14 protein-coding genes are annotated in these 14,176 nt (G+C 52.9%); 12 read left to right on the plus strand and 2 right to left on the minus strand.

Translation table 11 applies throughout. From position 1 onward, the window contains the following. The first annotated feature begins 119 nt into the window (after window positions 1-119). The gene (locus JMJ16_RS02180) at window positions 120-596 is read left to right on the plus strand and encodes an FHA domain-containing protein (protein WP_236601135.1); all 477 of its coding nucleotides are present in this window, start codon (window positions 120-122) and stop codon (window positions 594-596) included. A 51-nt stretch (window positions 597-647) separates the two neighbouring features. Here the strand turns inward: JMJ16_RS02180 and JMJ16_RS02185 are convergent, their stop codons facing one another. After that, window positions 648-3,230: an AAA family ATPase gene (locus tag JMJ16_RS02185; protein WP_236601136.1), complete on the minus strand. Its 2,583-nt coding sequence runs from the start codon at window positions 3,228-3,230 to the stop codon at window positions 648-650. 349 nt (window positions 3,231-3,579) lie between these two features. Here JMJ16_RS02185 and JMJ16_RS56655 point away from each other — a divergent pair, with 349 nt between their 5' ends. Further along, window positions 3,580-3,792 carry an RNA-directed DNA polymerase gene (locus JMJ16_RS56655; protein WP_374228909.1) on the plus strand — a complete coding sequence of 71 codons (213 nt, stop codon included), beginning with the start codon at window positions 3,580-3,582 and terminating at the stop codon, window positions 3,790-3,792. A 525-nt stretch (window positions 3,793-4,317) separates the two neighbouring features. On the opposite strand, the gene JMJ16_RS02190 is transcribed toward JMJ16_RS56655, so the two are convergent. Beyond that, window positions 4,318-4,710: a MerR family transcriptional regulator gene (locus JMJ16_RS02190; RefSeq protein ID WP_201378053.1), complete on the minus strand. Its 393-nt coding sequence runs from the start codon at window positions 4,708-4,710 to the stop codon at window positions 4,318-4,320. Between the two features lie 167 nt (window positions 4,711-4,877). Between JMJ16_RS02190 and JMJ16_RS02195 the strand changes: the two genes are divergently transcribed. The 10 genes from JMJ16_RS02195 to JMJ16_RS02240 all read left to right on the plus strand — a co-directional run bounded on the left by JMJ16_RS02195 (window position 4,878) and on the right by JMJ16_RS02240 (window position 13,942). After that, window positions 4,878-5,291: a PPOX class F420-dependent oxidoreductase gene (locus JMJ16_RS02195; RefSeq protein ID WP_201373396.1), complete on the plus strand. Its 414-nt coding sequence runs from the start codon at window positions 4,878-4,880 to the stop codon at window positions 5,289-5,291. Between the two features lie 418 nt (window positions 5,292-5,709). After that, the gene (locus tag JMJ16_RS02200) at window positions 5,710-6,489 is read left to right on the plus strand and encodes an ISL3 family transposase (RefSeq protein ID WP_201378054.1); all 780 of its coding nucleotides are present in this window, start codon (window positions 5,710-5,712) and stop codon (window positions 6,487-6,489) included. Between the two features lie 106 nt (window positions 6,490-6,595). After that, window positions 6,596-6,817, plus strand: a complete 222-nt coding sequence (locus JMJ16_RS02205; protein ID WP_201378055.1) for a hypothetical protein — start codon at window positions 6,596-6,598, stop codon at window positions 6,815-6,817. Between the two features lie 493 nt (window positions 6,818-7,310). Continuing rightward, on the plus strand, window positions 7,311-7,754 hold the full coding sequence (locus tag JMJ16_RS56660) for a transposase (protein ID WP_374228980.1): 444 nt from the start codon (window positions 7,311-7,313) through the stop codon (window positions 7,752-7,754). Between the two features lie 503 nt (window positions 7,755-8,257). Beyond that, the gene (locus JMJ16_RS02215) at window positions 8,258-8,785 is read left to right on the plus strand and encodes a hypothetical protein (RefSeq protein ID WP_201378057.1); all 528 of its coding nucleotides are present in this window, start codon (window positions 8,258-8,260) and stop codon (window positions 8,783-8,785) included. Between the two features lie 165 nt (window positions 8,786-8,950). After that, window positions 8,951-9,847, plus strand: a complete 897-nt coding sequence (locus tag JMJ16_RS02220) for a DUF4386 domain-containing protein (RefSeq protein ID WP_236601137.1) — start codon at window positions 8,951-8,953, stop codon at window positions 9,845-9,847. Between the two features lie 423 nt (window positions 9,848-10,270). Further along, window positions 10,271-10,993, plus strand: coding sequence for a DUF4386 domain-containing protein (locus tag JMJ16_RS02225; RefSeq protein WP_201378060.1), 723 nt, complete (start codon window positions 10,271-10,273; stop codon window positions 10,991-10,993). Between the two features lie 203 nt (window positions 10,994-11,196). After that, complete coding sequence (locus JMJ16_RS02230; protein WP_201382699.1) at window positions 11,197-12,174, plus strand: NAD(P)-dependent alcohol dehydrogenase; 978 nt, start codon at window positions 11,197-11,199, stop codon at window positions 12,172-12,174. An 18-nt stretch (window positions 12,175-12,192) separates the two neighbouring features. Further along, window positions 12,193-13,011 (plus strand): DUF4386 domain-containing protein, encoded by an 819-nt coding sequence (locus JMJ16_RS02235; RefSeq protein WP_201378062.1) that lies wholly within the window; start codon window positions 12,193-12,195, stop codon window positions 13,009-13,011. A 70-nt stretch (window positions 13,012-13,081) separates the two neighbouring features. Beyond that, the gene (locus JMJ16_RS02240; RefSeq protein ID WP_201378064.1) at window positions 13,082-13,942 is read left to right on the plus strand and encodes an SDR family oxidoreductase; all 861 of its coding nucleotides are present in this window, start codon (window positions 13,082-13,084) and stop codon (window positions 13,940-13,942) included. Window positions 13,943-14,176 lie beyond the last annotated feature (234 nt).

A 14,176-nucleotide genomic window follows, 5' to 3' on the forward strand; every position in this document is an offset into this window, starting at 1 on the left:
TGTTGAATTTCCATCCCGTTTCCATCCTGTGACCATAGTCATAGACGTCTATGATAGACTACAGTAAAAAAGAGAAAGAAGCGAAAAGCCTTCTAAATCACAGATGAGGGAGAAGAGACGTGGACGTACTTTTGCCGTTTCTAGACATATCTGGACCCGATGGACAGCAGTTTCAGATAGCATTGGAGAAAGACACGGTGACCATTGGGCGTTTCGAGCAATTCAATGATATCGCCCTCTCTCCCGATCCCCAGCAACTCATTACCCGCAAAGTGCATTGTACCCTTGAACATGATCTCTACGGTTGGTGGGTTGTCGACAATGGCAGCGTCAACCGCACATTTGTACGTCGTGGAAATGACGTGCAGGTGGTACAAGGCCGGGCCTTGCTCAGCGAAGGAGACAGCATTCGCATCCTGGGAAGACTCACCGAGACGGAAGAGCCGCTCTACTGGGAACTGGCCTTCAGTGATCCGCTAGGGACGCGTCCTTCGGGTCCACCACGGCAGGTGGCCTATCTGGAATATGATTGGATTGAGGCCAGACTCTATCGCGTCGAGGGTCCCAGGAGGCAGGAGATCGGGGTCTGTGAATAGTAGGAACCAAAAGTTGGAATAGGAACGGAGCCCTTTCTGGGCTCCGTTCACTCAAGTGTGAGCTTTTGTATGTTTCCCTGGGGATTCGATCAGCAACTGCTGAAGTGCCGTCTGCCTAACAATGGTCTGGTTGTTCCTGACAGCTAGTGCCAACGCTTTTCTGCTCCCCACAAATACCACTAACTGTTTGCCTCTGGTGAGTCCTGTGTAGATGAGGTTGCGAAAGAGCATGCTAAAGTGCTGGGTCGTGATAGGGAGAATCACTGCGGGAAATTCACTGCCCTGACTTTTATGGATCGTGATTGCATACGCCAACTCGATTTCTGAGAGGGCTTCTTTGGCAAAGGTGACGGATTTGGTCTCACCGCCGAGGGGAAAGGCCACCGTCATCTGTATGTCTTCATTGTCAATAGCTGTGATCATACCGATATCGCCATTAAACACTTGCAAGTCATAATTATTGCGCTTCTGGATAATTCTATCTCCCACCCGAAAGATCCGCTCGCCCAAGCGCAGCTGCGCAATCCCAGGGCGAGGAGGATTGACAGCCTCCTGCATGCGTTTGTTGAGGGCAATGGTTCCCAGGCTGCCCTTTGTCATGGGAGAAAGAATTTGGATTTCCGCGCCTTTGCCAAGATATTGGGGAATGGTGTGGCTATACAACCTGGTAATGGTCTCTGAGGCATTCATCCCATAGTGCAAGGTGGAGTGATGGGGGATCTTTTTGAGCACTGCCTCTAGCTCCTCGATGTGGGTAGTGGTAGCCGCTAAGGTTGCAATATCAACATGCCGGAATTTGTCAGGAATGACAAACAGGTATTCCTCGTCAGAGACGTGTTCGTCCTGGTTGTCTGCCTTGAGGGTAGGAATGCTATTGGGACCATTCGCATCCTTGTCAGCGTTGTTGGCAATACCAGGAGCACCTGATGCCCCATTCCCTCTGGTTATCAGCGTTTTGACACGCTTAATAAAATGCAGTTGTTCCTGGGTGGCTTCTTCTGAATCAAGGAAGAGGCAATCAATCTGCTTCCAGGCATCGCGCTTCTCAAGAGGTGAGACAATCCGGGGCATCACCCCTTTGTTGATCTCATGGGCAGAGCGGATAATAGAGGACTGCTCTGCCTGCCGGAAGATTTTGGTCAATCTGAAACAGACCACGGTCTGTGACTGGATCAGATCGTGAAATACATTGCCTGCGCCAACAGCGGGCAACTGGTCAGGGTCGCCAATAAGGAGCACCTGTGTGAGAGGGGAGACAGCCCGCAGCAAGGCCGCTGCCAGGTGGACATCCAGCATCGAGGACTCATCAATAATGAGCACATCGGTAGCCAGCGGGTCTTGCTCATTTTTCTTAAAGCCGCCGATTGCAGGTTGCCACTCCAACAAGCGGTGAATAGTTTTGGCCTCTTGCCCAATGACTTCTGTCATGCGCTGGGCAGCTCGTCCGGTCGGTGCTGCCAGAAGCACCTGCTTTTTCATTGCGAGCAGCAGCCTGACCAGCACTCGTGTGGTGGTGGTTTTTCCTACTCCGGGACCACCAGTGAGCAGCGAGAAGCCCTGCTGGACCATGCCTGTGATGGACCGTTGCTGTTCCTCACTGAGGGCAATGGCTTGGTGTTCGCAGAACCGCGTGATCCACCTGCTCACCCGATCCTCCTCCACAAGGATGGTCTTTTTTGCCAGGTCTTTCACTTTTTTGGCAATGTATGTTTCATCAAAATAAATGGAGGGGGCGTAGTAGCAGGTGATTGGTGATGCCTCCTGCGCTGGTGCGCCAGGTGTCTGCGACAGGACCCGCATCTTGACTTTGTTTTCAGCGGCCAAGGTGGCAAGCAGTGCTTCTGTTCGGCTGTCAAGTGAGAGCGACAACAGATCATTGACCGCTTTGACAATCTGCTCGCGGGTTAAATAGCAATGACCTTCTTCCCGGCTATTATCCAGCACATGGTCAATGGCCGCCTGAATGCGCTGGTCTGACTCTTCACCCAAGCCCATGTTCCGGGCAATAGTGTCCGCCGAGAAAAAACCAATGCCATAAATATCTTCTGCCAGTTTATAGGGGTTTTCTGAGACAATGGCAATCGCCTCTTTGCCATAGGTTTTATAAATCTTGGTCGCGAACAGCGTGCTGATATCGTACTGTTGTAGAAAGAGCATCACGTCTTTAATATCTTTGTGCTCTTCCCAAGCGCGCGCAATCATCTCCAGCTTTTTGGTGCCAATGTTGGGCACCTCATCTAAGCGTTCTATCTGGGTATCAAAGACCTCCAGGGTCTCTTTGCCAAAATACGTGACAATGGCTTTTGCCGTAGCAGGGCCTACCCCTTTAATGAGTCCAGAGCCCAAGTATTTTTGCAAGGCATTGGCTGTGGCCGGTTTTTTCTCCACCGCTCTTACCGCTTTGAATTGGTCACCAAACTTTGGGTGGTGGGTCCAGTTGCCGTAAAAGTCCATTGTCGCGCCAGCGAACACTTTGGACTGATGCAGCGTGACCGCCACTTCCTCCTGCGGTCTGTCAAACGGGCTGATTTTCAGGACGGTCCAGCCGGTCTCCACACTATGAAAGGTGATCCGTTTGACAATGCCGGAAATTTTTTCAAGCGTATTCTGTTGGGTAAAGACAGATGATGCCATACACGCTGTTTCATCCTCCTGCTCATGTAGAAGCATTGTAGCACAGGCTAGAACGACTCTGAGCAGCAAACTTGGTACCATTAGGACTTCCATTTTGGTTGGACCAAGCACAGCAAAAAGCGGCGTTTATTGATGCTCTATGGCGTCTGTCTCTGTACTCTGCCTGGAAAGGAGCGCGGATGCGCCATGCGAAGCTATTAGAGTGCACCGTTTCGGGGGGTTATGCAAAAATCCCCTATTACGTCGCGCCCTCCGTTCCCTTCCTCTGAAGATCGGTTCTAAAGTTTCTTCAGCTTTCAGCAGATGGCCTTTTTGGGCTAGATCCCTCTTCCAACTTCCTGTTCCTACTATGCCCAAACCCCAATATTGTGGGTCCACCGATCATATCCAGGTGCATCATATTCGGGCCTTAAAAAACCTTCAGAAATATGAAGGGCGAGAAAAACCGGCATGGGTGAAAATCATGGCGGCTCGTCAGCGAAAGACGCTGGTTCTCTGCCGAATGTGCCATCACGACGTTCACGCAGGACGTCCGATGACACGGTCTCCGTCACGTTCATGAACAAAATGACGATGCTAGAGAGCTTGGTGCGCGGAAACGTGCATGCCAAGTTCGGGGAGGGGCGGTTGGAAACGTGCCAGTGATGGCAACGCGCTAGCCGCCTACTCTACGAAATGTGAATCGGCTTAAGCTCATCAAAAGAAGTATGTATGGTCGCGCCGAAGTCGATTTGCTCAAGCTTCGTGTGCTCTATCAGAGCAAAACGAGTCGAGACAGAAAGGACAAGAAGAAAAAGATGCAAGGGCAGCAGGTGGTTCATCTGAAGAAACCACAGAGCATGAAAAACGATGCAAACTCTCAGCATATCACAACTGCGATCAGCAAGGTTGCGTAAGATTCCATTTATAGTATTCCCGACAAATCATCCCTCACTTCCATAGGCACCCGATTTATCGCGTGCAAGGCGATTTATCGCAGTAATACTGAATATCGGGCTTCTTCCCATCATATGCAATAGAAGCATCAGGAGGAAGCCCGTCTTGCATAGACGCCACGCCGCCCATGCAGGTGGGGACTGCGTTTTCCTCAACTCTCGACAATAGTGGCTATTTCACCCTGAATCAGGTTCACCCTCTCCATCAAGCGGGACTTCATGTTAGCGAGAGCCTGCATCTCAGCATCAATTGCCTGGATTTTCTTTGTGTAGAGATTCAGCACATTTTTTCCACATTCTCCCGGCTTTACGTCTACATCTCTCCGCTTGCCCAAACTCTCGCAGGTAAAAAGCCTCCCAATTTCATCGGTGTTGAGACCCAGTCCCAGATATAATTGAATGGCCCGAATCTGTTCAATTACACTCTCGTCGTAATCGCGATACCCATTTTCCATGCGAGCCGCCTTAATCAGTCCACGCGACTCATAATGGCGTAGAGAACGCATGCTCGCGCCTGTTAAACGCGATAGTTCACCAATGCGCATATAGCAAATTTCTTCCCCTTGAAAAGAACTCTTTATTCCCCCCTTGACTATAACACTAATGGCATAGTTTATATTCTTCTACATAAAGGATTGGCGTTGCTGTTACTGGCTCAATCGGAACTAGTACAGATCTCATGTTTCACGTTCTCGATAAAGAAAGGACATTTATGATGGCAACCAGGCTATCTGATAGAGCACGGGCGTTTCTCAACGAAAAGCATTTCGCGGTACTCAGCACCCTTAACAAAGATGGTAGCCCGCAACTGACAACAATGTGGTACATCCTTGATGAGGACGACAACATCATCATGAATACCCAGATCCATCTTCAGAAAGCGAGGAATATTCGCCGAGATCCCCGCATCGCTGTCTGCGTTGAGGACGGACCTCGCTATGTAACCATTCAAGGCACCATTCAGGTCCTCGAGGATCAGGCACTTATTCAGCGCGATTTAAAGCGTCTAGTGAACCGTTATGTCGAAGGCGAAGAGAACAGACAGCAATACATCGACACATTCTCCCAACAGCAACGCATCTCACTCCGCCTCCCATGCGACAAAACGACCGAGTACTTCGCGTAGGGAACCTTGAAAGCTCGGTACTAACAACTATACTGCAAGAGCGGTAGAACCACATTATCCGATGAAGAGCCCAAAGAACCCAAGAGAAATGAGCTCAAACAATGAAGTCTTCATCACTTAATGTGGCTCTACCAGGAAACGTGAGGGCTTGTAGGAAAAGGGAGATGCATCATAGCATCTCCCTTTTTGGTTTATTGCCCAGGAAAGTGGGCGCGTTTGAGGTTGCATCTCGCCCCTGAGGATAAATCGGCGCGCCGTAAACGTGGCGTCTATATGGCCCGTGAGTATTAATGGAACGAAAAACGGTTCTGACGCAAAGTTAGTGGTAACATCTTCAGCACTCATGCGTAAATAGAGTAGCCTTCTATGATGATGAGGAAGTGAGGAGGATTTTGTTATTCAAATCGAGCTAGATTTTTTGTTACCATCCTGCCCCGGCCTGAAATTGACTCAGCTTCATGTTCATGATCAACAACTCATGCTCATGGTGAGGAGCACAAGCCCAGTTGTTTGTTGCCCTGTCTGTCAGACTGCCTCGCGGCAGGTCCATTGCTATTACACACGTACTGTCACCGATCTCTGTTGGGCTGACTTCCAGGTCCAACTGAAATTACACGTGCGCCGCTTCGTTTGCTCCAATACGATGTGTGCCCGACGTACGTTTGCGGAACGGCTTGGAGATCCGATCAAAGCGTATGCTCGTAAGACCAACCGCTACGCTTCTCGTTTGCAAACCATTGGTCTCCTGCTCGGAGGAAATGCCGGTGCACTCTTGGCAAAACGTATGGGATTGCCTGTGAGTTCTGATACGCTCCTGCGGCTTGTTCGAGCACTTGAGGTTCCCGAACGGGCAACGCCTCAGGTGCTTGGAATCGACGATTTTGCTCTGCGTAAAGGCCAAATCTACGGCACGATTCTCGTCGACCTTGAACAACGGCAGGTGGTTGATCTGTTACCGGATAGGGAAAAGGCGACCGTTACAGCCTGGCTCAAGGCCCATCCGGGAGTCGATGTCATTAGTCGTGACCGTGGAGGAACCTATGCCGAGGCAGCCCGAGAAGCGGCACCTCTTGCTACCCAGATTGCTGATCGATTTCACCTTTCTCAGAACTTGGGAGAGACGCTCGAACGTATCCTGCGTCGAGAGTATTCGACCATCGAGCAGATCTTCGGTGGGACAGCTCAACGTGTCATTTGACTTAATTATTGGCGGCTTTGCCAGATAATATGCCGATGGTTTTAGCGGCTGGAAGCAGACAGCCAGTGCCCCATAATTTGGCGAAACATCATGGGAGAATGTAATCATGCTTCAGGTGTGCTCACTACTAGCTGTATTTCGTCATCACGCCAAATTAACTGGCGATCTGGCATTTTACCTGACAAAGAATCAGGCCAGTTTAGAAGCGGCTTTGCCGGAACAATGTGCCATTTTATGTGACAATTTTGCCTCATTTTCCGTCGCTGTCTTTCCTGAAATGTTTCACATCAAGGATCAGAAAAAGCTGAGCAGAAGCACCGCCATTTAATGTGGCAGGGGCGATTTTGATGTCTCTGGCTTCTCAAGCGTTCTCAGGTTGCTTTGATGCCAGGATATCTGGCGCTGGAGCGCCAAGAATTCAGTCAAATCACACAACGCCTGCAGCAACCTGATCGCTCACTTCCGCTGCAACGACACGAAGCAGACAAACACATGAGCCAGCAACGCAGAATGACGTGTACGAGCGAGTCATCTCGCTTTCCCAGCAAGGGTACAACCAGGGTGATATTGCCACAGAACTTTGCATGAGCCGCAAGAAGGTGAGACAACTCCTGCAAGGACCGCCTCATCCACCTGTGTATAAATCTCGTCCCACGAAGCTTCTGCCATATATCCCTTACCTCACCCATCGTTTTACGGAAGAGGGATGTGATAATTCCTCACAGCTGTATCGAGAAATTCGGACACGTGGCTATGATGGCTGTTGTTCAGTGGTCACGAACTACGTCACGCAATTGCGTCAGCAGGCAGGCATGAAAGCGATGACAGGAAGGAAGCAAAGCAGACAACCCAAGCCACTGAAAGCCACGCTTCCAGCCCCAGACCCATTGCGGTGGTGCTTCCTTCTTCCTGTCGAGCGCCTCAAGAAGAAGCAGCTGACACAACTCGAGAAGCTCTGTCAGGGTGCAACAAGATTTGCCGTCCTCTATCGCCTCGCGCAGGCGTTCGTTCATTTGCTTCATGAGCAGACTGATCGAGGACTGACGCCGTGGTTCAAGGAGGTTCAAAACAGTGGGATTGAAGAATTAATCAGCTTTGCGAAAGGGTTACAGCGCGATGAAGCGGCAGTGAGAGCAGGGTTGAGCTTGAAGTGGAGCCAGGGTTCTGTGGAGGGGAACGTCAATCGGCTCAAATTCATCAAACGAAGCATGTATGGAAGTGCGAATTTTGATCTGCTTCGCACACGTGTCCTTTGTGCTGCTTGACCATCATGAAGAGACAGGTGTGTTGGATGGGTACCACTCGGCTGAAAGTGATTGTTATTGACGGGCTTACCACTAACTTTGCGTCAGAACCGTTTTTCGTTCCATTAATACTCAAGGGCCCCATTGAGTAACAGAGAGAGAAACATCAGCCAGAGAAGCCGATTGGGAGTCAATCGGCTTCTCTGATTTTCAGTGATGCTACCATATAATACGAGTTATATGGTACATCGTCCGTTCAAAGGGCAGAGCACACGTAAGCTGACATGAGCTACAAAGGAACCTATTTCGCCTTTCTCCTCAATGGCCTTGACTTCATTATAACAGAAATTTGTAATTTTTTATGTACTTGATAAATACTAGAGAATTATGTTATACTCTAAAGGAGAAGAAAGAGTAAGTGCAATGCTCTCCCTTCCAACAGAAGCAGCTTCGTATTTCCCTTCTTCTGCATTCCCCAGTCATGCCACTCACATCCCCTCAGTCGATTTGACGAGGAGCAAGAGATGCGACAACGATGGCCTGATCTGTCAGTCACCACACGCACCCCTTACTTACCCTTCCCTCCAACAGAAAGAAGGACGACCATGGAAACCCGTTTCTATCAAACCCAGGAGATTACTCTTCCAGTGCTTGCTGAAGGGCTGGTGCTTGAATACCAGGCACAGGGTTACGAGGCCCAACACTTTGGTGATGTCAACCAGACCACCGTTCAACTGAAGAAGGAAAGCACCTTGAGAGCCATTACCGGCTTTGATAAGGTCCTCGCGATTTTCTTCCAGCGTGTCAACGGTGGGACGCTCGTGAAAGTAGGAGCGCAGGACTGGGTCGATCAGATTGCTGTAGGAGCGGTTGGGCTGTTCATCCATCCTCTGCTGATTACCGCAGCAATAGGTGCCATGCAGCAACGCAATGCCTTACATGATGTGCTCACTTCGATTGACCAGCACATCCGGTACCAACAGCCGCAAGCCCAGGTTGGAGAACTTCCTACACCCCTGGTGCACAGAGAGATGACAGGGAGCTCCGCCTAAAACGGGAAACCGACATGCACACACGCGTGGGAAGTCGATGACGGTCCGACGCTTGCTCATGGCAGAACACTTCGTAGCGAACTGCCGGGAACAGGAGCGAACCGTGAGTCCTACAAGAGACCCTGGAGCGAGTGCGTTGTTCCTCGATATCCTCCCCTCTCATGTATGAGGAAGACACCGCATGGGGCGCGCCTTCTCGCCGAAGATGCACGTATTATTGGAAATAGTGCTGGACAGGAAACGTGTCCTGTAAGCGTAAGAAAAAGGAGCATTATGATGACAATGGCCACTGGAAAGACCACACGAGCAGGCCCGCTTCAAGCGGACCGTGAAGCGGTTCAGATGAGTCCACGGAGAAAGACCGCGCTTGTCGCGGGCGTGCTCTACCTGCTCACCTTTGTCTCGATCCCGACCCTCTTTATCTACGGTTCGGTCAAGAGTGCAAACTACATCATCGGCGCGGGCCCGGACACTGCCGCCATCATCGGCGGTATCCTGGAGATCATCGTGGCCCTCGCTGGCATCGGCACCGCCGTCGTGCTGTTCCCGGTGCTCAAGAAGCAGAACGAAGCAGCCGCGCTGGGCCTGGTTGCCTCCCGAATTCTGGAATCCGGCACCATCTTCGTCGGCGTGGCGTTCCTTATGTCGATCGTGACCTTGCGGCAGGCCGGAGCTGGAGCAGGGGCATTGGTCACCAGCCATGCGCTTGCCACCCTGTATGACCGCATCTTCCTCCAAGGGCAAAGCTTCATGCCGGCCATATGCGACCTGTTGCTGGGCTTCCTGCTATACCAGTCGCGCCTGGTGCCTCGAGGTCTTGCCCTGATCGGAATCGTTGGAGGTCCCATCCTCCTCGCAGGCTACCTCGCTGTGATGTTCGGTCTTCTCGGGCTACATGCCCCCTTGGCAGGGTTGTCCGCAGTTCCGGTCGCGCTCTTTGAGTTTTCGCTAGGTGTCTGGCTGGTCGTCAAAGGCTTTCAGCCCTCACCGATCCTCTCCAGCGAGACGCAAGATGCCAGCGCGGCTGTCGCCACCAATCCTTCCGCTGCTCGTCGGTCATAGCTCGCCTTCGCCGTCGGTGTTGCCAGCTTGACCAGCTGGCAAGCCGGGGCGAGTCAGTGGGTCCTCATGGCGACTGAGGACCCGCCGAACCGGGGCGACGTACCACGCAGAGCCGCCGGGTTGACAACCCGGCCTCATGTGTTCCCAGTTCTCGTTCTGCGATCATGGGTAGCAAGGACCTGAAGGAAGAAAATCGGTCAGATGGACACGGCGAAACCAAACCAGAAAGATTTGGTTTTAATGAAGGACACTGAAAAGGATCGGGACCAGAATTAACTTATGAGTCAAACGACAAGAGCGTTCAAAAAAGGAGCAGAAAAGATGGATGCAACTAGAATTACCCCCGGAATGGATACGAACGTACAACTTTCAGGATCGGACCGCGGCTCGCTGGTGGCCGACCCCACCAAAGGCGAGAGCACGGTGAACTCACCCAGGCGCCTCGCGCGAATCGCCGGCGTCCTCTACCTGCTCGTCGGCATCTTCGGCGGCTTTGCCGAAGGCTTTGTGTACCCCAAAGTGTACGCCGTCGGCGACGCGGCGACTACGGCTGGAAACGTCATCGGGAACTCTGGACTTGTGCGTCTCGGCATCGTCGCCGACCTGTTCAATGCGGTAGTCTGGATCTTCCTCGCAATGACTCTCTACCTGCTGCTCAAGCATGTGAACAAGAGCGTGGCGAGGGCAATGGTCGTCCTTGTCGCAATCGGGGCCAGCATCGTCTGCCTCAACACGGTCTTCGAGTTTGAGGGCTTGCGGGCTGCAACCGGTGCAATCAACCTGGCCGCCTTGGGCACCGCAGGGTCGAATGCCCTGGTGCTGCTCTTGCTCGACACCCAGCACTATGGGATCTCCATCGCGCAGATCTTCTTTGGCCTGTGGCTGGTGCCGCTGGGGTATCTCGCCTACAAATCAGCAGGGTGGTTTCCCAGGTGGTTGGGCGTCCTGCTCATCGTGGGGGGTGCCTGCTACCTCGTGGACTTGCTCGCGGCGTTCCTGGTCCCAGACTTTGGCAAAGAGATTCATGCCTTTATCTGGATCCCGTCAGCAATCGCGGAAATCTCGATGGTCCTCTACCTGCTCGTGATCGGCGTGAAGACCGTCAAGCCAGCCGCCAGACGGGCTGCCCTGGTGGCAATCGATTGAGACTCTGAGTTGCACTGGGTTTGATGGAGGGAACACTTCATGTGGTGAGCATTCTCACAGAATACTCACATCGTATTAGAAATGGTGCTGCACAGGAAACGTGACCTGGCAGCGGGAGAAAAAGGAGCATTGTTATGACACAGACCACTGGAAAGACCACACGAGCAGACCGTGAAGCGTTCCCGGTCGCGAGTGCAGACACCATGAAAGCCATGGTCTACACACACTATGGATCACCTGATGTTCTTCAGCTCAAAGAGGTTGCAAAACCGACTCCCCAGGACAATGAAGTCCTGGTAAAAGTTCATGCGGCATCCGTCAATGCCGCTGAGTGGCACCTCCTGAGAGGGAAACCGTTCTTGATGCGCCTCATGGGCTTTGGGCTTCTCAAACCAAAACACCAGATACTTGGAGCTGCCCTAGCAGGGTGGGTGGAAGCGGTTGGCAAGAATGTCACGCTACTTCAGCCAGGTGATGAGATATTCGGGGACTTGACCAAATGTGGTGGGGGCGCTTTTGCCGAGTACGTCTGTGCTCGTGAAGATGCATTCGCGTTGAAACCAGCCAATGTGACCTTCGAGCAAGCAGCCGCCGTCCCTCTCGCGGCCGTCACCGCCCTACAGGGTCTGCGCGCGAAAGGACAGATACAGCCAGGACAACAGGTGTTGATTTATGGTGCGTCTGGTGGTGTGGGGACGTTTGCGGTGCAGCTTGCCAAAGCGTTCGGGACTCGCGTCACGGCCGTGTGCAGCACGCGGAATGTAGACATGGTGCGCTCACTTGGTGCAGACCAGGTCATTGATTACACCCAGGAAGATTTCACCAAAAATGGGCAGCGCTATGACTTCATTTTCGCGGTGAACGGCTATCATTCGATTTTCGATTACAAGCGCGCATTAAATCCCAAAGGCGTGTATGTCATGATCGGAGGTTCCATGGCAGCCATGGTCCAAGCCATGCTCCTGGGGCCAGTGATTTCCATGACTGGGAGCCAGAAAATGGGTTCCATGGGGGTGGCGAAACCAAGCCAGAAGGATTTGGCGTTCATGAAAGAGCTGCTTGAAGCCGGCAAAGTTGTCCCTGTTATAGATAGACGTTACCCGTTAGGTGAGACTGCCGAGGCTATCCGCTATCTGGAAGAAGGACACGCCAAAGGAAAAGTCGTCATCACGGTGGCATAAAATTGAAGGAGAATACTCATGACACAAACGAACACACCTACCACCTCACCCAAACGCATGAATGAGGAAAAGACACACATGAAAGCGATGATATATCACACAGATGGTTCACCTGCTGCCCTTGAACTCAAAGAGGAAGACCTGAACCCGAACAGAAGAACCGCCGTGCTCGTGGGAGCGCTGTTTCTCATTTCGACCGCGACCTTCATCATCAGCAATGTGCTGATGACACCGATCCTGGGCTCCCACAACCTCTTGGCCGCAGTCGCCGACCACGCGCAGCTCATGATCGCAGCGACGCTGATTGCGCTCATCGAAGGGACCGCCACCGCCGGACTCGCGGTGCTGCTGTATCCGATCTTGAAACAGCAGCATCCAGCACTCGCCCTTGGCTACGCGGGTATGAGGATTGCGGAGCTTGCCATCGCTGCCGTCGGTTTTGGTCTGGGTGGGCTCTTACTGGTGACCTTGAGTACCACGGCGACACAGGGGGCGAGTAGTGAAACGCTCGGCACCCTGCTCATCGCGCTGCGTCACTGGACCCTGATGCTCGTCTACGTCTACACCGCCCTCGGCGGCTTGATGCTGAGCTACATGCTGCTCAGGAATAGGCTCGTTCCCCGATGGCTGGCGGTGCTCGGTCTCATCGGTTACCCAGCGTTACTGGGGGTCTCGGTGCTGGACATGCTCGGCATCGTGGACACGGTGGCTGGCCTGGGACTGGTCGGGCTCGTTCCCGGAGGCCTGTTCGAATTGCTCCTGCCGATCTGGCTTTTCGCGAAGGGATTCAATGTGACCGCCCTCGCCAGAATGCGCGTCGCGCGCGTGAGCGGCTAGGCCCGCCATGCTAGGTCTGCGTCAAGGACCTTCTTGGCGCGGGTCGTCTAGGTTATGAAAGGATCGTATCATGCCAACAGTGAAGAGCAATATGCACGGGAAGATCTGCATGGTGACCGGTGCCAATTCAGGGATCGGGAAGGCCACCGCGCTGGCACTGGCACAGATGGGTGCCACCGTCGTGATGGTCTGCCGGGACCGTGCCAGAGGTGAGCAAGCCAGGAGCGAGATCTCCACGAAAAGCAAGAATACCGCGGTTGATCTCCTGCTGGCAGACCTGTCCTCGCAAGAGTCCATCCGACACCTCGTCGAGGACTTTCAGCACCACTACACGCACCTGCATGTGCTGATCAATAATGCAGGAGTGGCCTTCCCTGGGCGGCGAGAAACCGTGGATGGAGTGGAGATGACGTTGGCCGTGAACTATCTGGCGCCGTTCCTGCTGACACATTTGCTGCTTGATGTGCTCACAGCGAGCGCACCAGCACGGATTGTCAATGTCAGCTCGAATTCGCATGAAGCAGGCTACATCAAGCTGGAGAACCTGCAATCAAAAAATCCCTATGGCTCCATGAAAGTCTACGGGCAAGCGAAGCTGGCCGTGGTGCTGTTCACCTACGAACTGGCGCGCCGCTTGGAAGGAACGGGAGTCACCGTCAACTGCCTGCATCCTGGCTTCGTGGCAACGCATTTCGGGCAGAAGGATGTCGGACCCGCTTTTCGCCTGCTCGTGAAAGTGCTCGGGAGCTTTGGCACTAGCCCCGACAAGGGGGCGAAAACATCGATCTACCTGGCCTCCTCACCCAAGGTGGAGGGCGTCACCGGCCAATACTTTGTGAAGAGCATTCCTAAGCGGTCAGCCGCAATCTCCTATGATGAGTCGCTCCAGCGACACTTGTGGGAGCAGAGCGCACAGCTGGTGAACGTGTAGGTTGCCCTGCTCATCGCAGAGAACTGCAGTGGCTCAGTTTGCGTGGCTCAGCTATGATGTGGCGCGGGCCGACCGGTGCTGAGCTGAGCGCCGATTTTTCAGTTATATGGTACGTCGTAGTGCGCCCAAAGAGGCCCATGAAGGTCTGCTGCAAACCCAATGCAGCCTCACTCAGGCGAGGTGAGTAAAGCAGCTTCTTACCTCTAACCGAAAGGCTCAGGGGAACAAGAGCAT

It is taken from the genome of Ktedonobacter sp. SOSP1-52 (assembly GCF_016587395.1).